Here is a 22,508-nt window from a genome sequence, read left to right on the forward strand (position 1 = left end):
CCGAATATCGTTAAATGTAAATAGACAAAATCGCTAGAGTGCACAGTAATGGTGCTTAGCCGTTAAGCAGGAGTCACCAGTTGCTGCGTGTATGTGGCGAGAGACTCAAGCTTGAGTAGAGCATCACCATTCTGAATGACTTTTTGTGCCCGGCTCACACCATTAGCATAGTTGCTGGCAAGTCCTGCGGTATATATGGCCGCCCCTGCATTTAGTGCAATCATATCACGTGCTTTAAGTACAGCACGGTTTTGAGAGTTTTCTCCTGATAGAGCCGCGCGAATCAGCTCAAGACTTTGCGCTGGAGAATCTACATCGAGACCGATAAGGGTTTGTGACTCAATACCTGCATCTTCTGGCATCATCTCATAAACAGATATCTCACCGTCTTTTAATTCAGCGACAGTGGTTGAGGTAGCTAGACTGATTTCATCCAAACCGTCTTTTGCGCCCACAACCATGACATGACGTGCGCCTAAATTTTTCATGACTTTAGCGATAGGCTCGCACAGCTGAGCGGTAAAGACACCGATTACCAGATTGGGTGTGCCAGCAGGGTTGGTTAATGGTCCTAAAATATTAAAGATGGTACGCGCTTTGAGCTCGCGGCGTACTGGATTGGCATAACGCATCGCACTGTGATGATTGGGCGCAAACAAAAAACCGATACCTTGGTTTTCGATACATGCTTTAGATTGCTCAGGGGTAAGCGCCAGACTGATACCTGCTTGCTCAAGCAAATCTGAGCTACCAGAGTTGGTGGAGACGCCGCGGTTACCATGTTTGGCCACTTGCGCACCAGCGGCTGCAGCAACCAATGCTGATGCAGTAGAGACATTAAATAAATTGGCACCATCACCGCCAGTTCCGACGATATCGACTAAGTAATCACAGCCCCGTGGTTCGATATTGGCTGCTAACGCACGCATTGCACTGGCAGAGGCAGTAATCTCATCGATGGACTCACCTTTCATACGCAGACCAGTCAAAATAGCACCCATCATGGCGTCGCTACATCTGCCTTGCATGATAATCAGCATCACCTGATACATCTCATCAAAGGTTAAATCAATGTGCTGAAAAATTCGCCCCAAAGCTGTCGTCAGTAGCGTATGTGTCTCTTCATCAGACAGTTGAGCAATGTTAGTTGGGGTAGGGCTTTCATTTGTTTTTGTTGTACTCATTATGATCTCTCTTAATATTTTTATACGTTAATTTTAAATTATCAATAGAATAGGTTTTATTTTGATTTTGTTATTAACGCCTTTTTTAGAAAATGCTTTAATAAACTGTTAGCCGACTTGTGGTAGTTCATCTGAGGTTAGTGATGACAAATGATGCGTTTGCAAAAAATTGTTGAGCAGCTGATAACCTGCTTCGCTTAAGATAGACTCAGGATGGAATTGTACCCCTTCTACCGCAAACGTTTTATGACGGATACCCATAATTTCTTCAATACTGCCATCACTGTTTTGTGTCCATGCGGTCAGCTCAAGACAATCGGGCAGGCTGGTTTTATCAATGACAAGCGAATGATAGCGGGTGACTTGTACGGGATTAGGCAAGCCTTCAAAGACACCTTGGTCAGTATGATAGACGGCGGATAAGCGACCGTGCATGACTTCGCCAGCCTTGACCACTTGTCCACCAAATGCCTGTCCAATTGCCTGATGTCCTAGGCAAATACCTAGTATCGGTATCACGCCTTGAAAAGTCTTGATAGCTTCTAGAGAGATACCAGCCTGATCAGGATCGCAGGGACCGGGACCAATGACGATCGCATCTGGCGCAAGGGTTCTAATATTTTCAATAGTGGTTTGATCGTTACGCCAGACGGTGATGTCATGCTGTAATTCACCGAAGTACTGTACAATATTGTACGTAAAGCTGTCGTAATTATCGATCATTAGAATCATTAGCGTTCTACTTATTGAGTTCTACTTATGGAGATGGTTATATAACGCCGTTATCTTACCACTATTTTGCAGTCTATCAAATGTAGGGTGCAGGCGACCCAAACAAGTGGTGAATAACAATACATTTTGCTTGTTGTATGACATTCGTTAAAATCTCGAACGCACTAAAAAAGTACATAATTTTTATTTATACACTAAATACGCACTAATTTAGTGCGTAAATGCGTTAATAATGATTCTGAATAAATAATTCGCATGACGCCACTGACGATAAATTTACGGCTAGAATATTTTCAAAAGTATTATAAATTACTGTAATTATTATGAAAAATATATTTTTATCTTCTGTGTTTCTATTGTTATAAAAAACTGGCATAGCCTTTGCATTATTACTGTTATGATCATCTTTGGTGATAAAGTGGTTCAATAATTATTATTAACGAGTGCCTGAAGAGTTCAGCATAATGAGTAATATGTTGTTAGAATAATATCGAACCAAAACACTGGCGGGTCTTATTAAGCGCATAACTCAGATGACTATCTTGACTAATAATATTGACAGTGCTGAGAATAAGCATAATATTAAACAGGATATTTGGCTATAAACGCAGCGCTGACTGTTATCAAACCAGAGATTTTTAACCAACAGATTGTACTTATAATTTCAAATCGCAATAACCTAATCAACACAACGGAGACTATTTATGTCGAACAAACTACTAGATCTTATCCAATCCTCTAATGCTAAATGGGTTGATTTTCGCTTCACTGATACACGCGGTAAAGAGCAACATATCAGCTTTCCAGCGCATAGCGTTGACGAAGAAGTGATGGAAGATGGCAAGATGTTTGATGGCTCATCTATTGCTGGTTGGAAAGGTATCGAAGCGTCAGATATGATCTTGCGTCCTGATCCAGAGACGGCTTTTCTTGACCCGTTCTTTGATTCACTTACCGTAGTTGTTACTTGCGATATCATTGAGCCATCAACGCTACAAGGTTATGATCGTGACCCACGTTCTATTGCGCGCCGCGCCGAAGAGTACTTAAAGTCAACGGGTATTGGTGATACTGCTTATTTTGGTCCTGAGCCTGAGTTCTTTATATTTGATGATGTGAAGTGGTCAATTGATATGTCTGGCGTTAGCCATAAGATCACAGCCGAAGAAGCGGCATGGTCGACTAATAATGACTATGAGTGGGGCAACATGGGACATCGTCCACGTGTTAAAGGCGCTTACTTCCCAGTACCACCAATCGATAGCTCGCAAGACATGCGCTCTGTTATGTGTGAGCGTTTAGAAGAAATCATCGGTGAAGGCTGTGTTGAAGTTCATCACCATGAAGTTGCGCCTTGCCAGTCAGAAATTGGTGTCGCTTTCAATACGTTAGTCAAAAAAGCCGATGAAGTACAGCAGCTAAAGTATGTTGTGCATAATGTTGCGCATCAGTTTGGCAAAACGGCTACCTTTATGCCAAAACCAATCGTTGGTGACAACGGTTCAGGCATGCATGTGCATATGTCAATCTCCAAAGATGGTGTCAATACTTTCTCAGGTGATGAGTATGCGGGTCTTTCTGAATCTGCACTGTATTTCATCGGTGGTATTATCAAGCATGCGCGTGCGTTGAATGCGATTACCAACCCATCGACTAATAGCTATAAGCGCCTAGTACCGCATTATGAAGCGCCTATCAAACTTGCGTACTCAGCGTCTAACCGCTCAGCATCTATCCGTATTCCACATGTTAGTAGCCCAAAAGCGGTACGTGTTGAAGCACGTTTCCCTGATCCAGCGGCCAACCCATACTTAACGTTTGCAGCGTTACTAATGGCAGGTCTTGATGGTATTCAAAATAAAATACATCCAGGTGAAGCGGCTGACAAAAACTTGTATGACTTACCACCAGAAGAAGAAGCACTCATCCCAACCGTTGCGGAGAGCTTAGAAGTTGCCCTACAAGCCTTGCGTGATGATCATGAGTTCTTATTAAAAGGTGATGTATTCACTGAAGACATGCTAGAGGCGTTCATCGCTTTGAAAGAAGAAGAAGTGCAACGTGTCAATGTAACCGTGCATCCCGTTGAGTTTGACTTATACTACAGCTGCTAATTTATAGCTAAAACACTCAGTTATTTTGAGTCATAAAAACCAGCTAAGTTATTCTTAGCTGGTTTTTTTACGTCTCAATAATAATTTGCTAAATCAACGGATCTGTCCTCTTTGAAATTATTACTGATTTAACACCCAAAGTATCGCATAATAGATATTCATAATATTAGGTACTCATTAGGTTGACTGACTATGACTTCATTATCAAAACCGGTTTTTTCGAACAGTAAGTTAGGGTTGGCACTGATTGCTGCTACGATGGTTAGTATGGCAACTCTCTATGCCCCTTTGGCAAATGCTGCGCCTATTTATAAAGTTATTGACGAAAAAACTGGTCAAGTCACCTTTACCGATCGCCCGCAAAATTATGAGCAGGCAGGTAAACAAATCAGCCAGACGGGTGTCATGACGAAAGAAAGTCGCGTCAGCTCAAGTAATAGTGATAACACGAGTAGTCCGCCTCATTCTAGTAATGTTAATACTACTACGCAAAATACGGCTGCTAAAAATAGCCCTGACGCCAAACCAGTCGTCAATTATCAGCTTGCTATTACTGAACCAAGCGCAGAACGTGCATATCGTCGCCCAGCCCAAAGCATTGATGTTAATGTGCAAGTGAAGCCGAACTTACAAACAGGTGATAGTGTTAGTATTTATTTGGATGGTAATGAAGTCGCGCAAGGTCTTAGCGCCTCGATTGCAACGGTAGATGTTTTACCAGGATCGCACAACATAAAAGCCGTGTTAAAAAATGAGAAAGGTCAAACACTCAAACAAGTAGAGCGTACGGTTTATGTGATTCAAAACAATACAACATTGCAAAATAATAAGAAAATCGCGCAACAGCTTTTAGCTTATCAAAATCTACCTTGGTATCAAAAAGTACTGTTAAAAATGCGTCAAGAGGGCAAACAACCGAATATGCAATCATTTACTAAGCCTATAGTGGATAAACCTATGACGCTTGAGCAACCCGTGATAAATTAACTTATAGTCAATGTGTCAATCATGGATAAGTATAAGAACCCATACAAAATAGAGTAACTTTATAAGTTGATTTCTTCTATATAAGCATAAAGGCAAGCGCTGATTGCAGCACTTGCCTTTATGTTTATCAGGATATTTATCAATTCTATGTATTTATAGCTTATTTAGTCAATTCAATCGTACCGTTAGCAGTCACTGAGATAGTGCTATTGCCAGATTCAAAACTTTGGCTAGGTACTGATTCGTCTGCTGCGCCTGCTTTCATACTCATAGCACTATACATCGGACGTGGGTAGTTGCTACCTGTATTTAAATTCACATTGACCACACGATAGCCACGAGCATCCCAAGCGCGTGTTAGGTTTTTAGCTTGTTGCTGAAAGGCACGAGACGCATTGGTCATCAGCTTTTGCTCAAGCGCATCCTTCTTGGTATCTGAGACACCAAAGTTCAGATTGTTCATCACCAGCGTTTCTTGTAGGTCAGCGATGAGTTGGCTGGTTGCTGCAAAGTCGGTGCTCTTTAAATCGATGTTTGCTTGTCCTGTCCAGCCAATGATTTTGTCATTTTTATCATAGCGAGGGTAGGTGCGCTGTTGTCCGGTGCTCACGGTAACCGTTGGATAGCGCTTAGCAATTTTCATGGCATTATTAATTGAGGTGTTGAGCGTTGTCGCTAGAGTTTTAGAATCCGTTGCCTGCGCTTTTTTATATAAGCTGGCCCGTACTTCATCATTTTGGATTTCTTCTTTTACTTCTGTCTGAAAAGTAAGCTGATCGTAGCCTGTTGGTTCTGCATGCGCGCTACCCATCATGGCTGTGAGTAGAAATGCAGTACCAGTCGTTAGAGCGGCTTTATTAAGTAAAGTGGTTTTCACAATGATCTCCTGAGTGAGTTATATCAATAGTATTTAGGTGAGCCATACAATAAGTAAGACTCGCCTTTATATGAGAAGCTGTCCATTTTAGTTATTAGTTGATACCGAGTATGCTCAGCTTCCTCAACTAAAATAGCAAAATTTAACAGGCTTGCTGTGAGAATTTTGTCACCTAAGTTACAGGGCGTTTTGAGGTAAAAGAAAGATTTTTACGATAGGGGTTGTAATATTTAAAAATTCTTGTATAATTTGCAACTGGTGGCTCCATTGGTAGCCTCGCAACATTGTTCTATGAACCCCGCCAGGATCGGAAGGTAGCAACGGTAATAGTCACAGTGTGTGCCGAGGATTTGCTTTTGGAGTCGCTTTTTTTTGCCTAAAATTTGATACCTGTTTTGATATTTAATCAAAAATGCTCGTTTGATCTATTAAGCCCTTCATTGTAAAGGGCTTTTTTTCGACCTTTTTTTGTCCGATTTTGACCTTTGATTGATTAAGATGGGTTAAAATACAATGTATTAACTTTTATTAACATTCTGGACACTTTAGGGTTTTCTTATGAAGATGTTTGTTTGGTTGTTCATTGCCTTTGTGCTACTAGTGATTGTGTTTGGCGTATCTATATTTAATAAATTGGTACGCGCTCGCAATCAAGCGAAAAATGGTTTTGCTCAAATAGATGTACAACTGAAGCGCCGTCATGATTTGATTCCAAATTTGGTTGAAACTGCTAAACGCTATCTGACGCATGAAGGAGAGACGCTGACCCGTGTGATTAGTGCACGTAATCATGCCCAGAGCTTGCAAGACTCCAATACACATCAGCCAGACTCGCTTGAGCATATGGCGCTATTTGCCAAAGCTGAGAGTATGCTGTCTAAAGCGTTAGGGCAGTTTTCAGCGGTTGTGGAAGCTTACCCTGAGCTAAAGGCGGACAGCATGATTAAAGAGTTGATGGATGAGCTGACCAATACTGAGAACCGCATTGGCTTCGCCCGTCAGCACTATAATGACAGCGTGATGTTCTACAACAATGACCGCGAGGTATTTCCCAACAATCTTATTAGTACGACTTTTGGCTTTCGCCCGTTAAGCCCGCTAGTTTTTGAAGACAGAAAGGTGATTGCTCAAGCACCTGTCGTCAATATGGGCTGATATTGAATTATATTCATATGTTCAGATGCGTTTAGCTATTTTTAAGTCAGGCAACTAGATGGATTTTTTTGGTGAACAACGCACCCGTACCCAGCGAAGTCTGTTGCTCTATGGGCTATTTTTTCTTATTGTCTTTGCCCATCTGGCAGTAGCGCTGGGTATCATGGCGCTGCTGCTAACGATATTTACTGGTGGCATTTATCATTGGGTGTTGATACTGGTTGCTATCTGGACAATCGGTAGCTTTGTGATCGGTAGTTTTTTAGAGTACAGACGTTTAGAAGCGGGCGGTCGCGCTATTGCTCAGCGTGTGGGCGGGGTTCGGCTGTTTATCGACCACAGCCAAGATGCGTGGGAGCATAGTCAAGGGGTTGCCCATCAGCATGAGCCTATACCAAAGGTTCGTTTCAGCGCCCACCATATCGCCGTGCGTAATGAGCGAGATTTTCCGCCTGTCTACCGTCGTTATTACGAGATTGCCCAGCAGCTAGCCATTGCTTCGGGTGTACGTATGCCGATTCTCTATATACTGCCTGATGAGCAAGGTATTAACGGCTTCGTTGCTGGTCGTCATAGTCAAGATATGGTGTTGGTCGTCACTCAAGGCGCGATTGATAAGCTGTCCGATGAGGGGCTGTATGGGCTGATAGGGCATGAATATGGTCATATCTTGCATGGTGATGCCACTTTTAATTTGCAACTGATGGTGGTGCTGGCAGGCTTGCAATTACTCTATGACTGGAGTGATTCTATTAATAATTTTGGCGCTGGTAATCAACGCAGTCATCAGAATAGCCATCACAATTATTTTGATGATGCGGTCAATCGACGCAATCTCTTGTCACAAAGAGTCGTCGATAGCCATGCGCGTAGCACTGAAGCCCAAACCGCCAACTTTACCACCCATAGTGAATGGGTAAGCTATTGGCAAAGTCAATCACAAAGCCAGCAGTCGTCAGCTAAGAGCCAGTCACGATGGCTACAAAATAATAATAAGTTCGATAGTCAAGCACCGCGCAATATTTGGACGTTGTTAATACATGGATTGAGTTTTTCGAGTATGGCCAGTGCGCAACTGATTAAACACAGCTTTAATCGCCAGCGTGAATTGCTTGCCGATGCGACCAGCGTGCAGCTGACACGCTCGCCGGCTATTATGGAAACCTTACAAACCATTCATCAAGATTCGCTTGGTTCGCGCTTAACCAGTATCGCCGATATCAATGGTCTTAGCCACTTCTTCTTTGCCAGTAGTGGTGCTGATTTGGGTGACGTCTCTTGGTTTGCCACCCATCCGAGCTTGGCTGAGCGAATGAGTGCCATTAATGCCAACGCTTATCATGATTTTGCGGGTCAAGTGGCTAAAGAAAAGCGCATAAATCAACAGAAAATAAAAGAGATATATGAGCAGCGGCGATTAGGGGATTGGGGCGTCATAAAAGCAAATAGCCTAAGCAAAAATAAACAAGAAAAAAATAGCCAATCATCAATATTTAAAGCTCAATCAGCGTTAAATAACAATGAAAGCGATAACGATAAAAGCCTTACTAGTAACAGTAATGATGTTATAGATAAAGAAATTACTGCTTTTCCTGCAAATGAAATAAAGAATGAGTTGGACGAAGATAAGGGGCTAGAGTTTGTTATCAAGAAAGATGTCATTGTTGAAGGACGTTTACAGGTTCAAGCGCAAAATACCGGTATTCATCAGTTGCTCAAGCCATGGCAAGCAAAACATGATAGCGATTTGCCATCGGATACATTGATTGGTATCGACGATAGACAAAAAGTTTCACTGCCGCAGTATATACTCAATCACAGTTATCACCCGCTCGGGGCGCAAGCTTTGATTGAAGCAGTTATGTTGTGCCATCAAGGTCGTATATTATCAACGACTGAGAGTTACGACTTGAGCGATATCTGGCTTGGACTTGCTAACGATAAAACGTCTGCTGCTGAAATCGATAATAACGCTAGCGCTAATATTAGCAGCCACCCCCAATTTTTAGCGCATACGATAGATCATAAATTATTAGCGGCAGTGGCACATCTTGATAGGCGTTTAGACAACGCATTGATTGCATTAGCAATAAAGCAATTGAGTCAGCATGACCTGTCAGAAACTGCTATCAATGAATCACGCTTAAGATATGAATCGAGTCATAGCAATCAAGATCATCAACATTATGTGCAGCAAAAAAAGTGTCGTACAATGCTGATGCGCTATCAACAAGGTATCATTGAGCTATTTGAACACTACCTAACGGCGGATTTAAGTCAAAATATCGCCGATAATATAGATAATGATGATTCTATTGATAAGCCTCAATTATTATCAAATCCTTTAGGAAATACCAACTCTCGGTTGCCATCGATTTTATCATTATGGCAAGCGCTACAGTTGCAGCAACTATTACCGATATTGTCTACTATATTGAACGAGACACACGTGCATGCTCAGCCTCAGCTATTACGGTTATGGCAGCAAGCATTGCAAGCGGGTAGAGATGATATTTATGACCAGCTTGACCCTTCAGGACAGGTATTTGATGGTCTCGATGTTGCGGCGAAAATAATGCTTGTTTTATTGGCTTATCGCCTATCAAAAGATGTCAAGGGTCAAATCGTATCAGCACTAGATAGCTCAGTACACATTTCAGCACCTACTTCAGTACTCGGCTATAATAATGACAGTGTTGCTCACTATCTTGTGGATTTGCGGCGTCATGCACGTTTGATTGATATTGACTTAGCCGCTGTTAGTGACGCAAATTTGCAATGGCTACTATTGACTGCGCAAAATATAAATAGTGTCCAATTATTGGCAGTGGTAGAAGCGGTGCCTATTTTATTAGCATCTGCCAGTCAGTCGCCTGCATCAGAAGCCAAACGTAATGATAATTATAGACAGAGGCAACAGGGCGGCGATCAAATAGATTATAATGCTCATAGACAAGACGGAAATGCAGATAGTGTAGATAAGGCGGGCAATGATAGTCTGCGCCACTCTTATGCTTATCCTACTTACCGGCAATGGCTGAGCACATTGCATACGCTGATGTTACACGATACGATAGTCAGTCAAGATGAGTATGATTGCTTGACCGAGCTTGCCAATCATTGGCTCGGCGTTCGGCAGCTTTTTTGAACAATGTCATTGATGGCATTTGAGTAAGTATTTTGCTATGAAGGAACTTTATATTAAGGGAATTGGTATTGAAGGAGCCGTTATTGAAGGAAATGTATTTTCTTAATCCTTTTTTTAATATGTTTATTTTCCTTGCCATTAAAAGTCAGTAAATCCATTTTAGATAAGTAGGATAGTAAATAAGCATGAGTGATATCCAAGACCCGCTAATTATATTGCAGCATCGTATGCAGCAGCGCCAGATTTTAGCGATGATGGGTATCAATCAGTGGGTGCAGCCAAGCTCTGATACCCTGAGTATCGCAGATATTTCTGCGCCTACTCTGCCTGATCCGTCTACCACTCACTCGACTATCGTGAATACCAGCACGGCCTCTATTTCTGCTGCTGCGACCACTGAACAGCCAAGTGTTAAGTATCCCAATGGTGATGATATAAGCGTTGGGATGTCGCATTCAGCATCTGCTGATTCGCTATCAGGTATAGTGGATGATGAGTCTGCTAATCACTATTATGATGATGCTAATGAGATAGGTTTACACCATTCTGACCCGCAAAGCCCTGTTACTTATAGTTTTGACTCGACTGCCTCTGACATCTCTAAGCCCGCCGTGACTTCCCTTGTAAATACAGTCGTTCAGCAAACTTCTATTGTTGATATAAATGATGCTTCGAGCTTTGAAAATGGCAGTTTTAAAGAAGAGGGCTTTCAAGAGGAAAGCTTTAAAAAGGTAGCACCCTTTGATTTACAAGGTGGTCGCTATGGCGATTGGGTGATTTTGGTGGACATCCAAGCACTTAATCATGACAGCCAAAAACTGTGGCAAAATATCACCCAAGCCTTATCTATCAGTTGTGAGACGACCTCATTCCCTATTTGTGAAGGTATGGATACCGCTGAGCTTGCTAATGCCAGCCTTGCTGGATATGTCTTTAAAATTGGTCGCAGCGAAGAGATACAGGTAGTGACATTGACCGCACTTCCTGAAGGTTTGAAACATCCTAACCTGACGACTGCACCCACGTTGGATGAGATGCTTACTGATAGTAATCTCAAACGTCAGCTTTGGGAGCAGTTATCGAGTCACAGTTAAAGGCTTACCACTTACTATGATAGAGATTAAAAAATAATGATAAAATTCACCTTCAACATTTAACCTTTAATAACCACGATTACTTCATCATATTTAGGATATTGATTATGACCAATAAAGCCGCTCCTAACCGCGTACCCAATTTTTCAGCGGGACCTGCTACTATACCGACGGCCGTATTATCACGCGCTCAAGAAGAGTTGCTTGATTGGCAGGGACGCGGCATGTCGGTCATGGAAGTGAGTCACCGTAGTAAAGAATACATCGCGATTACCGAAAAAGCCGAAGCCAAATTGCGCTCGTTGATGGAGATTCCAGATAACTATAAAGTGCTGTTTTTACAAGGTGGCGCTAGCTTACAGTTTTCAGCGATTCCATTAAACTTGCTAAATGGTGGGCGCGCAGACTATCTAACGACGGGTGCATGGTCTGGTAAAGCGGTCAAAGAAGCACAGCGCTATGCCAAACTAGGTCTTGGTGAAGTTAACGAAGTTGCAACAGGCAAAGGTAGCAGCTTTACTGATGTACCAGCCGAGAGCGAGTGGAATATTAGCAAAGATGCCGCCTATTTTCATTACTGTGCCAACGAAACCATTCATGGTTTGCAAATATTTGAGCCGCCACAAGTCGATGCACCAATTGTCGTCGATATGTCTTCTTGCATTTTGTCACAGCCCATTGATGTCTCTAAATTTGGCATGATTTACGCGGGTGCGCAAAAAAATATCGGGCCAGCAGGTCTGATTATCGTCATTATCCGTGAAGATTTATTGGGCAAAGCGAGTGAGTGGTGCCCGCTGCTGATGAATTATGAACACCAAGCTGAAAAAGAATCCATGTCAAACACGCCAGCGACGTATTCTTGGTATTTAGCAGGGCTGGTGTTTGATTGGCTAGAGGAGCAGGGCGGCGTAGAAGCTATTGGTAAAATCAATCAGCAAAAAGCAGATTTGCTGTATAAAACGATTGACGATAGCAGCTTTTATAGCAATCCAGTTGATCCCAAATATCGCTCTATCATGAATGTGCCTTTTACCTTAGCCGACAGCAGCCTTGATAAAGTATTCTTAGAAGAGTCGGAAGCGGCAGGCTTGATGAATCTAAAAGGTCACCGCGATGTGGGCGGTATGCGTGCCAGTATTTACAATGCAGTGTCATTAGATTGGGTGCAGCAGTTGGTTGACTTTATGATTGCGTTTGAAAAGAAGTACTCTTAAATAATTGTGAGTTTTAAAAGAAAAAGACGCAACTTTTATAAGCTGCGTCTTTTTTATACGCGTTAGTATTCTTTTTAAATGATGCATCATGTAGCAACTCTAACGCTGCAAACCATTAGGTTAAAAAACCTAAGTTTGTTATGATAAAATTTCGTGAATTGTGTATTTTGCCGTCAGTCGCGCATTTTTATCCAAGTCGGTTTAGAGTAGAAGGTCGTTATGAGGGGTATTACATAGTCATGATGCTAAAAAATACCATGCTAAAAGCCGTCTTGCTTGCCATTACTATTAGCTGGATACCAGTTAGTATTGCGGTGCCAATCACTACTACTGCGCTTGGTCATAATAGTACCACTGAGTATATTAATGCGCCTTTTATGCCTTATGCCAACCCAAAGGCACCAACAGGCGGCACGTTATCGCTCGATGCGCGCGGCACCTTTAATGCGGCTAATAAATGGATGACCACAGGTGTGGCGATGGTTGGCACCGATTATCTCTATGACACCTTGATGACTGGCTCATTAAATGAAGCCTTTACCATGTATCCGCAGCTGGCAACCAAAGTAACTTATGATCCTGATGACACCAGTTGGATTATCTATCATATTAATCCTGTTGCGCGCTTTTGGGATGGCACGCCGGTCACCAGTAGTGACGTCAAAGCGACTTATGATGCACTGTTAAATAAAGGGCCAATGTATATTCGCAGCTATTTGGGTGATATTAAAGACATTCAGATTATTAATGACCAACAAGTGAAGTTTATCTTTGCCTCTGATGATAATAAAGAAATCTTGCTAACTGTCGGACAGTTTCCTATTTTTGCTAAGTCCTCTATCGATACTGATTTTGAAAAAATAACCTTGACGCCATTGATGGGCAGTGGGCCTTATAAGTTAGGGCGTGTTGATGCAGGGCGCTCGGTCAGCTATCTGCGTGATCCCAATTATTGGGGTCGTGATTTGATGGTCAATCGCGGTCGTTATAATTTTGATATGATTAAGTTTGTTTATTATCAAAGCGATGAGATTGCCTTTGAAGGTTTTAAGTCTGGTCAATATCGTTTTCGCCCTGAGAATAAAGCGTCGAACTGGGCAACGGGTTATAACTTTCCTGCAGTCAAGGCAGGGATGATTAATAAAGAAACGATTAGCAGCGAAAACCCAGTACCAATGCAAGGTCTGGTCATGAATATGCGACGTCCCATCTTTCAAGATATTCGCGTTCGCCAAGCATTGAGCAAGGCTTACGACTTTGAGTGGATGAATAAGACCTTGTTTCATGGGCAGTATGAACGTTTGCAAAGTTTCTTTCATGGCTCCGAGCTTGCCGCAACAGGGGTGCCATCTGCTGAAGAGATGCAGGTGCTTACGCCTTTATTACCTAAGCTTGAACCGCTGCAACGTCAAGCCGTATTAATGGAGTGGCAATTGCCGACCAGTGACGGTAGTGGCTTTAACCGTAAAGAGTTACTAGAAGCGCGGCAGCTGTTGCTAGATGCTGGATTTTATTATAACGATATGAAGCTATATCAGCCCAATGGACAACTTGCTCAGATTGAGGTTTTAATGATGGGCGATACTATGGGTCGGGTGCTTCTGCCATATATTCGAAATCTACAGCGCTTAGGATTTGATGCCACGTTACGTCAAGTCGACGGACCACAATATTATGAACGGGTACGCCGTTTTGACTACGACATGATAGTTGATAAATTTGCTCAGAGTTTATCACCTGGTGCGGAACAAGTTGGTTTTTGGGGTAGCTCAGCCGCTGACCAAGCGGGCAATAGAAATACTATCGGCATCAAAAACCCAGAGATTGACGCGGTGATAGAGCAGCTTGGTAATGCTAAAACTCGCGACGATACTATATTATATACTCAGGTGCTCGATCGCCTACTACGTGCTGGTCATTATTTAGTGCCCTTATACGGCAAATCAGCGACCAATGTCGCCTATTGGGATCAATATCGTCATACTGAAAAACTGCCCTCTAATGCCATCGGTATTGACTACTGGTGGACGGACAAAGAAGCAGAAGCACGTGTTAACCAATACTTGAAGCAATAATTTAGAACAATAAAGGAAATAACGCTTCATCTTAAAATTTTATTTCGTTTAAAAAATCAATAAAAGACATCAGCAATAAAGATAACTACTGGTAAGGATTTAATATGACTATCCGCATTCATCCAATCAAAGCGTTCAATGATAATTATATTTGGACATTGATTAATGAAAATAATAAACAGGCGATCGTTATTGATCCTGGTCAAGCTGAGCCTGTCATGAGTTATTTGGAAGAAAATAAATTAGAGCTAACGTCTATCTGGACGACTCATCATCATCATGACCATATCGGCGGTGTAGCAGAACTGCAAGAGTCTTATCCGATGACGCATCTGGTTGCGCATACTGAGCATAATGTCGATGAAGATCAGACCATTAAGGACGGCAGTACGGTCAGTGCTTGGGGCTGCGCCGCGCAGGTATGGGATGTGTCCGGTCATACCGCATGCCATGTGGCTTATATATTAGATATTGACGGGCTTAAACATTGCTTTTGTGGCGATACTTTATTTAGTGCTGGATGCGGACGGGTATTTACGGGGACGATTGAGCAATTACACAACAGCTTTAAGCGTTTAAATGGTTTGCCAGCTGACACGCTGCTATATCCTGCGCATGAATACACTGCCAGTAATCTGCGCTTTGGACTATCTATCGAACCTACTAATGACGCAATGCAGCAAGCACTGGTTCAAGCAGAAGAAAAAACCGCCCAAGGTATTCCGACGTTGCCAGTCACTTTAGAACATGAACGTGCGATCAATGTATTTTTACGGACGCAAGAGCCGAGCGTGATAGCAGGGGTGAAGTCTAAAACAACTATGGATGATAATAAATCTTTGGCTGTATTTGCTGCGTTACGTGAGCTTAAAAATAGCTTTTAAAGCATAACGGGCGCTTCGACTGACGTTTTGATAGTTATTAGCTGCGTATTCTTTCTGTCGTCATATTTATTATCTTAGGAAGCCACCGTTATGGGTCGTTATATCTTAAAAAGGTTACTACTGATATTACCGACGCTTTTTTTGATATTGCTCGCAAACTTTGTGATTGTACAAGCAGCGCCTGGTGGTCCTGTCGAGCAGCAACTGGCGCTTATTGAGCAAGGTGCAAAAGACAATGCGCTTGGCGGTAATATTGGCGCGGGTAGTGCGGGAAATAACAGTACCTATCAAGGTACGCGTGGCTTATCTGAGGAAATGGTTGCAGCGATTAATGCCCAATACGGCTTTGATAAATCGGCACCTGAGCGCTTTTGGCTTATGTTAAAGAATTATGCTCAGCTAGATTTCGGTGAGTCTTTTTTTAAAGGACAGTCGGTAACGGATTTGATTATCGAGAAATTACCCGTTTCTATCTCGCTTGGGCTCTGGAGCACGCTGCTGATTTATATGATAGCGATTCCACTAGGTATCTATAAAGCCATGCATCATGGCTCGGGGATTGATAAAGTTACTGCCATGCTACTGGCTATCGGGCATGCAATACCTGTTTTCGTATTTGCCGTTATATTACTGGTGTTTTTTGCAGGTGGTAGCTACTGGAATATTTTTCCACTGCAAGGCTTGACCTCTGAGAACTTCGATCAATTAAGCGCGCTGGGTAAAATCAAAGATTACTTTTGGCATTTGGCGCTACCACTGCTGGCAAGTACGATTGGCGGTTTTGCGGGCTTGACCTACCTGACCAAGTTTAGCTTTTTAGAAGAGCTGGGTAAGCAATATGTGCTTACTGCTCGTGCTAAAGGCTTGGCTGAGCGTCAAGTGCTATACGGACATGTGTTTCGTAATGCCATGCTGATTATTATTGCAGGTATTCCAGCGGCTATCGTTGGTATTTTCTTTGCTGGTAATTTTTTGATTGAGATTATTTTTAAGCTTGATGGTTTGGGGTTGTTAGGTTTTGAAGCCATTCAGCAGCGCGATTATCCGGTGATATTTGGTACATTGTTTATTTTTACCTTGGTCGGGCTATTATTACAGTTAATCAGTGATTTAAGTTATCACTTAATTGATCCCCGTATTGATTTTGAGGGGCGCTAATGTCAAGTCATCCATTATCTTCAGTGCCCTCAAGCACATCTTCTATTGCCCTAGAAAAAAAACGCCGCCTAAATCCTATCTGGCAGGCGCGTCTAAACCGTTTTCGTCATAATCGCCTTGGTATCATATCGCTATTTATATTTACGCTGATATTCGTCATTTGTATGGCAGCCAATGTGATTGCCAATGACAAGCCGCTACTGGTGAAGTATCAAGGCGATTATTACTTTCCTGTCCTAAAAGCCTATCCTGAAACGGCTTTTGGTGGGGTGTTTGAGACTGAAGCCAATTATAAAGACCCTGCGGTACAGACGCTGATTGATGAGCAGGGTTTTTACATTATGCCGCCGATTCCATTTGCTGATCAGACACCAAACGTTGAGCTGGGTATTCCATATCCAGCAGCGCCCAATAGCCAGAACTGGCTTGGTACTGATGACTTAGGCCGCGATGTGTTGGCACGGATACTTTATGGCATGCGCGTGTCATTATTGTTCGGTTTAGCATTAACACTTGCTGGGGCAGTGATTGGTATTATCGTCGGTGCAATACAAGGTTATTACGGTGGTTGGATAGATTTGGCAGGGCAGCGCTTCATGGAAGTATGGGGCGGTATGCCGCAGCTGTTTATGATTATTATTTTGGTCAGTTTATTCAGCCCCAGTATCTTTATGCTATTTGCAATGATGTTATTATTTGGTTGGATGGGATTGGTCGGTTTGGTACGGGCGGAGTTTTTGCGCGCGCGTAACTTTGATTATATCCGTGCTGCTCGTAACCTTGGGGTGTCAGACAGTCAAATTATGCTTAGACATATCTTGCCCAATGCTCTAGCGTCAAGTTTGTCACAGCTGCCATTTATATTGACCGCTAATATTATCGCTTTAACCGCACTAGATTTTTTAGGTTATGGCTTGCCGCCTGGGTCACCGTCACTTGGTGAGCTGATGGTTCAAGGGAAAAATAATCTCGATGCACCATGGCTTGCGCTATCTGGTTTTTTTAGTTTAACCTTTATTTTATCACTGCTAATATTCGTTGGCGAAGCGCTACGTGATGCGTTTGATCCGAGGCGCTCTTAAGATGACCATGATTGATACGCAAACTGACAGCCTAAAAGGCAATCATAGCAATACACAGCAAAAGCTAATGTTGAGTGTCGATAAGCTTAGTATTCTTACCAATAACGGCGTAACGTTAGTCGATAAACTCTCTTATGAGCTGCGGCAAGGACAAACTCTTGCTATCGTTGGTGAATCAGGCTCTGGCAAATCCATTGCAAGTCTCGCGCTATTAGGCTTATTGCCAGACAGTTTGACCGTTAGCGGTGAGGTGAAGCTAGCAGGGTCAGCAGGGTTGACTGTGCTACCGATAGCCAATGCCAATGTTAGTGTTAGTGCTAGTGCTAAGGCACGTAACGCTGCGCTGCGCTCTATTCGCGGACAGCGCATCGGCATGGTGTTTCAAGAGCCGATGACAGCGCTCAATCCACTACATACGGTTGCCAAACAAATTGCTGAATCACTACGTCTAGTTGGTGTGCCCAAGAAACAATGGCAAAGTCAAACAATCGATTTACTAAATGATGTCAATATTACCAATCCGATTGATAAGCTGAACCGCTATCCGCATGAGCTATCAGGTGGTCAACGTCAACGCGTCATGATTGCCATGGCATTGGCACAGCAGCCTGATATTTTAATCGCTGATGAGCCGACCACCGCGCTTGATGTGACTCTGCAACATGAGATTCTCACTCTATTAGATGATCTTAAGCGTCAGCATAATATGGCGATGGTGCTTATTAGCCATGACCTCAATCTGGTCAGGCGCTACAGTGATGAAGTAATTGTCATGCGCCAAGGACAGACGATTGAGCAAGGGCAAACCATAAGTGTGTTCAATCAGCCCAAAGCCGAATATACCCGCTCGCTAATCAAACAAGAATTTGGCCAAGCACTGAACTTCTCTAATGATGATAAAATTCAGCAATCAACCGTATTGCAAGTCAGCAATTTACAAGTACAGTTTCCCATTGAAAAAAGTCTGTTTGGTGGTACTAAGCGCTGGTTTGATGCGGTAAAAAATGTTGATATGACGCTACAGAAAGGGTGGGCGTTAGGCATTGTTGGTGAGTCAGGCTCTGGAAAAACCACCATCGCCCTCGCACTCAGTCAATTACTGAGCAATCAAGCGCGTGTGGGTGGCGAAATAATGGTCAATGGACAAGATATTACGGCATTTTCCAAACGTGATTTGCGCACCTTTCGCTCGCAAATTCAAATGGTATTTCAAGACCCCTTTGCCAGTATCAATCCACGTATGACGGTGATGCAAATCATTGAAGAAGGATTGCTTGTACAAGGCGTTGATAAAGCAGCACGGCAGCAAGCAGTGATGGATAGCCTTGCTACCGTACATCTGCCAGCTGAGTTTTCGCATCGCTATCCGCATGAGCTATCAGGTGGTCAACGTCAACGGGTAGCACTTGCTCGCGCACTCATTATGCAGCCGAGTCTATTGATATTAGATGAGCCGACGTCCGCGCTTGATAGTACCACGCAGGTCACTGTAGTTAGCTTGCTGCGTGAAATTCAGGAAAAATTGCAAATAAGTTATGTGTTTATTAGTCATGACTTAAAAGTAGTACGCGCCCTATGTCAGCATATTATGGTGCTTAAAGATGGCATGTGTATTGAGTCTGGACGTACTGAAGATGTTTTTAATAGCCCACAGCATCCCTATGCGCAGCAGTTGCTGCAGGCGAGTATGATTTAGCTTAGCCAAAAAGAGTTAAGCAGATAGAGCCAAATAAGCAGAACATGGCAGTTCATACTAATTGCGATATCCTAAAAATAGCAGTGATACAATAAGTTAAACAGACGTTCACTTTAGTTGGATGCTTAGATTTGTCTAATTTTTAGTTAAAGAGCAGTTTGAATTGCTGCTTTAAAGGATTGTTATCGCTATTATTACTATCATTAAAAAGGATTTTTACTCATGAAAAAACAAAATAGTATTGCTAAATTAGTAAATAACAAGTTAGTAAATACTAATGGATTGCAGAATGTCGGTTATTTAGCCGTTGCTAAAACACGCGCTAAAGTCTTAAAAGCGTTCGCTTATGTTGTTCCAATTAGAAGACCAATGCTATTTGTTGGTGAGAGCTCTTGTGAAGAGCTATGTGATATGGCTATCAACGAAGGCAGCACCAATGTATTTATCGTCACTGATGCCGTGCTTAATAAGCTAGGTATCCCAGCCAAAGTGACTGATTATCTAGATAGCAAAAATATCAGCTATACCGTTTATGACGGCATTACCCCAGACCCTACTTTTAAAGTTGTCGAAGAGGGACTGCGCAAATCTATCGATGCTAAGTGCGATTCGATTATTGCCATCGGTGGCGGTTCTGTGATTGATGCGGCTAAGATGATTGCGATGTCACAAGGTAATAGCTGCAAGCCGCAACAACTTATCGGCATTCTTAAAGCCAGAAAGCCTTCGATGCCCCTCTATTGTATTCCTACCACGGCGGGCACAGGTTCAGAAGCAACCCTTGGTGCAGTAGTATCAGACGATAAAACGCATCAAAAAGCGCTGTCTATTGACCCAAGAATGGTGCCATTAGCAGCGGCTATTGACCCTGTTATTATGAAAGGCATGCCGGCTCATATCACAGCAGATACGGGTATCGATGTTTTAACGCACGCGCTTGAAGCTTGGATGAGTGCTAATGCGAGCGTCGAAACCGATTATTATGCGGCTTCTGCGGTTAAATCTGTGATGCAAAACTTACCGCTGGTTTATAAAGACGGCGGCAATCTTAAAGCCAGAGAAGCAATGGGTATTGCCGCTCATTACGGCGGTATCGCCTTTAATAAAGCGGGTCTTGGTTATGTGCATGCTATCGCTCACCAGTTAGGGGCGTATTATAGTATTCCTCACGGTCGTGCCAATGCCATCGTGCTGCCGTATGTGCTTGATGTCAATCGTCAAGTAAGTAAAAAAAGACTGGCAGAGTTAGCTCGCAAGACTGGTATGGTAAAATCGGGACAAGCTGGTAAGAGTGATGCTGAGATTGCCGACCACCTGATCGCGCAAGTACGCGAACTGATTGCCACCTTGAATATCGATCCAACGGTGAAAGGCATGCAAAGCAGTGATTTTGATAAAATTGCTAAAGCAGCAGCAAAAGAAGTCAGTGATACCTATGCCGTACCAACGTATCTATCAGCGTCTGAAATCAAGGCAATCTTAACCAAGATTCAGCAAGCCAGTGATGAGCATACTGCTGGAAAATGAAAAAGTAACTAAGCTATATTGATATAATATAAAAGAGCACACTACACTGTCCGTAATGTGCTCTTTTTTTAATAATCATACTTTGTATCAAACTTATCTTATTAGGAAATTGTGTATAATTCAGAATTTTACTGTTTAATTATATTAAATAATATCTAATAACTATTAAATTTTTATAACAATATAGGTATAGTTTAGTGAGGTCAAAGAGTTATCATGGTTATATTATATTACTTTTAGGAGGCATCGATGAATCATAAATTAAAGACGGGCGCTATTGCGATGGCAGTAGCAGCCATCAGTATGGTTTTCGTTGGCTGTGCTGCTACCGAAAATACGCCCGCTGTGAAAAATACTGCCATCGATAATCCTTATGCGCCAACGGATCCAAATCTCGCAGTCGCTACGGTCGCTGGCGGTTGTTTTTGGTGCGTGGAAGCGGGTTATGAAAAAATACCTGGCGTTGTAGAAGTGGTCTCTGGCTATACCGGCGGTCAATCGACCAATCCAACTTATAGCACTGTATCAGCAGGCGGCACAGGGCATACTGAAGCGGCTCAAGTCTATTATGACCCGACGAAAATCACCTATAATGGTATCGTTCAAGCGTTATGGCGCATTGGGGATCCTACCGATGATAAAGGTCAGTTTGTAGATCGTGGTACTCAGTATCGTCCTGCTATTTTTTATAATAATGCACAGGAAAAGCAGATAGCGGAAGCTGCTAAGCAATCACTACAAGACTCTGGTATCTATAGTAAACCAGTTGTGATTGAAATTGTTGCTGCTAGTAAGTTTTACCCTGCTGAAGAGTATCATCAAGATTATTATAAGAAAAACCCAATCCGCTATAAGGCCTATACCTTTAATTCTGGTCGCTATCAGTTTATCGAGAGTGTCTATGGTAAAGACTATGAGCTGGATTTTAGCCAGTTTAAACCTACGGCGGCGGATAGCGTACAAGCATCATCAAACAATGCGTCAGCTACTAAAGCTAGCACAGGGTTCAATCCGGATACCTTTGTGAAGCCTGCACAGGATGAGCTAAAGCAGTCGCTCAGTGACATTCAATATAAAGTCACTCAAAAAGACGGCACCGAACGCGCTTTTGATAATGAATATTGGGACAATAAAGCGCCTGGGCTGTATGTCGATGTGATATCGGGAGAGCCACTATATTCCTCTCGTGATCAATACAAATCTGGCACTGGCTGGCCAAGCTTTACCCGTCCATTGAGCACGGATATGGTCGTTGAAAAGGAAGACCGAGGGATATTCGGAAGCCGTACCGAAATCCGTAGCCGCTATGCAGACTCACACGTCGGTCATGTATTTGACGATGGTCCAGCACCGACAGGCAAGCGCTACTGTATGAATTCAGCGGCAATGCGTTTTATTCCACTGGCGCAGATGGAAGCAGAAGGTTATGGCAATTGGATTGATGACGTAAGCTAGGTTAGTTAAGCCTCGTTATATTGCAATTAATGGTTGATTGCTAATTATTAATGATAGCTATATTGAAAGGTACGCATTAAAAAAGGATACTTAAGTATCCTTTTTTTATTATCTATTATTACT

General features: G+C 42.7%; 16 protein-coding genes and 1 other RNA gene. 14 read left to right on the forward strand and 3 right to left on the reverse strand.

Features of this window, described 5'->3' with window-relative positions; translation table 11 throughout:
• Window positions 1–62 precede the first annotated feature (62 nt).
• Together trpD and ACP7AE_RS00505 are read right to left on the reverse strand one after the other, a co-directional pair.
• On the reverse strand, window positions 63–1,184 hold the full coding sequence (gene trpD / locus ACP7AE_RS00500; RefSeq protein WP_426240981.1) for an anthranilate phosphoribosyltransferase: 1,122 nt from the start codon (window positions 1,182–1,184) through the stop codon (window positions 63–65).
• A gap of 108 nt (window positions 1,185–1,292) precedes the next feature.
• Window positions 1,293–1,916 carry an anthranilate synthase component II gene (locus ACP7AE_RS00505; RefSeq protein ID WP_426240982.1) on the reverse strand — a complete coding sequence of 208 codons (624 nt, stop codon included), beginning with the start codon at window positions 1,914–1,916 and terminating at the stop codon, window positions 1,293–1,295.
• Window positions 1,917–2,620: 704 nt separating this feature from the next.
• On the opposite strand from ACP7AE_RS00505, the gene glnA reads away from it, so the two are divergent.
• Together glnA and ACP7AE_RS00515 are read left to right on the forward strand one after the other, a co-directional pair.
• Entirely contained in the window at window positions 2,621–4,030 is a 1,410-nt protein-coding gene (gene glnA, locus ACP7AE_RS00510) for a type I glutamate--ammonia ligase (protein WP_055124883.1), read from the forward strand.
• A 192-nt stretch (window positions 4,031–4,222) separates the two neighbouring features.
• The gene (locus ACP7AE_RS00515) at window positions 4,223–5,017 is read left to right on the forward strand and encodes a DUF4124 domain-containing protein (protein WP_426240983.1); all 795 of its coding nucleotides are present in this window, start codon (window positions 4,223–4,225) and stop codon (window positions 5,015–5,017) included.
• A gap of 160 nt (window positions 5,018–5,177) precedes the next feature.
• Here ACP7AE_RS00515 and ACP7AE_RS00520 read toward each other — a convergent pair whose 3' ends face one another.
• The gene (locus ACP7AE_RS00520) at window positions 5,178–5,831 is read right to left on the reverse strand and encodes an SIMPL domain-containing protein (RefSeq protein ID WP_426241162.1); all 654 of its coding nucleotides are present in this window, start codon (window positions 5,829–5,831) and stop codon (window positions 5,178–5,180) included.
• Between the two features lie 328 nt (window positions 5,832–6,159).
• On the opposite strand from ACP7AE_RS00520, the gene ffs reads away from it, so the two are divergent.
• The 12 genes from ffs to msrB all read left to right on the forward strand — a co-directional run bounded on the left by ffs (window position 6,160) and on the right by msrB (window position 22,385).
• Window positions 6,160–6,256, forward strand: an RNA gene (gene ffs / locus ACP7AE_RS00525) — signal recognition particle sRNA small type.
• Window positions 6,257–6,452: 196 nt separating this feature from the next.
• Window positions 6,453–7,049: a LemA family protein gene (locus tag ACP7AE_RS00530; RefSeq protein ID WP_426240984.1), complete on the forward strand. Its 597-nt coding sequence runs from the start codon at window positions 6,453–6,455 to the stop codon at window positions 7,047–7,049.
• A 58-nt stretch (window positions 7,050–7,107) separates the two neighbouring features.
• On the forward strand, window positions 7,108–10,197 hold the full coding sequence (locus ACP7AE_RS00535; RefSeq protein ID WP_426240985.1) for a M48 family metalloprotease: 3,090 nt from the start codon (window positions 7,108–7,110) through the stop codon (window positions 10,195–10,197).
• A 185-nt stretch (window positions 10,198–10,382) separates the two neighbouring features.
• The gene (locus ACP7AE_RS00540; RefSeq protein ID WP_426240986.1) at window positions 10,383–11,291 is read left to right on the forward strand and encodes a hypothetical protein; all 909 of its coding nucleotides are present in this window, start codon (window positions 10,383–10,385) and stop codon (window positions 11,289–11,291) included.
• Window positions 11,292–11,398: 107 nt separating this feature from the next.
• Window positions 11,399–12,508 (forward strand): 3-phosphoserine/phosphohydroxythreonine transaminase, encoded by a 1,110-nt coding sequence (gene serC / locus ACP7AE_RS00545; protein ID WP_426240987.1) that lies wholly within the window; start codon window positions 11,399–11,401, stop codon window positions 12,506–12,508.
• A gap of 242 nt (window positions 12,509–12,750) precedes the next feature.
• Entirely contained in the window at window positions 12,751–14,583 is a 1,833-nt protein-coding gene (locus ACP7AE_RS00550) for an extracellular solute-binding protein (RefSeq protein WP_426241163.1), read from the forward strand.
• A gap of 104 nt (window positions 14,584–14,687) precedes the next feature.
• Window positions 14,688–15,467 (forward strand): hydroxyacylglutathione hydrolase, encoded by a 780-nt coding sequence (gloB, locus tag ACP7AE_RS00555; protein ID WP_426240988.1) that lies wholly within the window; start codon window positions 14,688–14,690, stop codon window positions 15,465–15,467.
• A gap of 90 nt (window positions 15,468–15,557) precedes the next feature.
• Window positions 15,558–16,625, forward strand: a complete 1,068-nt coding sequence (locus tag ACP7AE_RS00560) for a microcin C ABC transporter permease YejB (RefSeq protein WP_201560255.1) — start codon at window positions 15,558–15,560, stop codon at window positions 16,623–16,625.
• Window positions 16,625–17,707, forward strand: coding sequence for an ABC transporter permease (locus tag ACP7AE_RS00565; protein WP_426240989.1), 1,083 nt, complete (start codon window positions 16,625–16,627; stop codon window positions 17,705–17,707). Before ACP7AE_RS00560 ends, ACP7AE_RS00565 begins: the two co-directional genes overlap by 1 nt.
• A 7-nt stretch (window positions 17,708–17,714) precedes the next feature.
• Window positions 17,715–19,403: an ABC transporter ATP-binding protein gene (locus ACP7AE_RS00570; RefSeq protein WP_426241164.1), complete on the forward strand. Its 1,689-nt coding sequence runs from the start codon at window positions 17,715–17,717 to the stop codon at window positions 19,401–19,403.
• Window positions 19,404–19,625: 222 nt separating this feature from the next.
• Entirely contained in the window at window positions 19,626–20,930 is a 1,305-nt protein-coding gene (locus ACP7AE_RS00575; protein ID WP_426240990.1) for an iron-containing alcohol dehydrogenase, read from the forward strand.
• A gap of 249 nt (window positions 20,931–21,179) precedes the next feature.
• Window positions 21,180–22,385 (forward strand): peptide-methionine (R)-S-oxide reductase MsrB, encoded by a 1,206-nt coding sequence (gene msrB / locus ACP7AE_RS00580; protein ID WP_426240991.1) that lies wholly within the window; start codon window positions 21,180–21,182, stop codon window positions 22,383–22,385.
• The last annotated feature ends 123 nt before the right edge of the window (window positions 22,386–22,508 follow it).

The sequence above is a fragment of the Psychrobacter sp. TWP2-1-2 genome, from assembly GCF_049896785.1.
GTDB lineage: Bacteria > Pseudomonadota > Gammaproteobacteria > Pseudomonadales > Moraxellaceae > Psychrobacter.

What these genes read in the sequence shown, in the direction of transcription:
- ACP7AE_RS00570 (WP_426241164.1), top strand. Translation starts at nt 17,715, where the DNA reads ATGATTGATACGCAAACTGACAGCCTAAAAGGCAATCATAGCAATACA.
- ACP7AE_RS00530 (WP_426240984.1), top strand. Translation starts at nt 6,453, where the DNA reads ATGAAGATGTTTGTTTGGTTGTTCATTGCCTTTGTGCTACTAGTGATT.
- ACP7AE_RS00535 (WP_426240985.1), top strand. Translation starts at nt 7,108, where the DNA reads ATGGATTTTTTTGGTGAACAACGCACCCGTACCCAGCGAAGTCTGTTG.
- ACP7AE_RS00560 (WP_201560255.1), top strand. Translation starts at nt 15,558, where the DNA reads ATGGGTCGTTATATCTTAAAAAGGTTACTACTGATATTACCGACGCTT.
- ACP7AE_RS00515 (WP_426240983.1), top strand. Translation starts at nt 4,223, where the DNA reads ATGACTTCATTATCAAAACCGGTTTTTTCGAACAGTAAGTTAGGGTTG.
- trpD (WP_426240981.1), bottom strand. Translation starts at nt 1,184, where the DNA reads ATGAGTACAACAAAAACAAATGAAAGCCCTACCCCAACTAACATTGCT.
- ACP7AE_RS00505 (WP_426240982.1), bottom strand. Translation starts at nt 1,916, where the DNA reads ATGATTCTAATGATCGATAATTACGACAGCTTTACGTACAATATTGTA.
- ACP7AE_RS00540 (WP_426240986.1), top strand. Translation starts at nt 10,383, where the DNA reads ATGAGTGATATCCAAGACCCGCTAATTATATTGCAGCATCGTATGCAG.
- serC (WP_426240987.1), top strand. Translation starts at nt 11,399, where the DNA reads ATGACCAATAAAGCCGCTCCTAACCGCGTACCCAATTTTTCAGCGGGA.
- msrB (WP_426240991.1), top strand. Translation starts at nt 21,180, where the DNA reads ATGAATCATAAATTAAAGACGGGCGCTATTGCGATGGCAGTAGCAGCC.
- ACP7AE_RS00575 (WP_426240990.1), top strand. Translation starts at nt 19,626, where the DNA reads ATGAAAAAACAAAATAGTATTGCTAAATTAGTAAATAACAAGTTAGTA.
- glnA (WP_055124883.1), top strand. Translation starts at nt 2,621, where the DNA reads ATGTCGAACAAACTACTAGATCTTATCCAATCCTCTAATGCTAAATGG.
- ACP7AE_RS00550 (WP_426241163.1), top strand. Translation starts at nt 12,751, where the DNA reads ATGCTAAAAAATACCATGCTAAAAGCCGTCTTGCTTGCCATTACTATT.
- ACP7AE_RS00565 (WP_426240989.1), top strand. Translation starts at nt 16,625, where the DNA reads ATGTCAAGTCATCCATTATCTTCAGTGCCCTCAAGCACATCTTCTATT.
- ACP7AE_RS00520 (WP_426241162.1), bottom strand. Translation starts at nt 5,831, where the DNA reads ATGATGGGTAGCGCGCATGCAGAACCAACAGGCTACGATCAGCTTACT.
- gloB (WP_426240988.1), top strand. Translation starts at nt 14,688, where the DNA reads ATGACTATCCGCATTCATCCAATCAAAGCGTTCAATGATAATTATATT.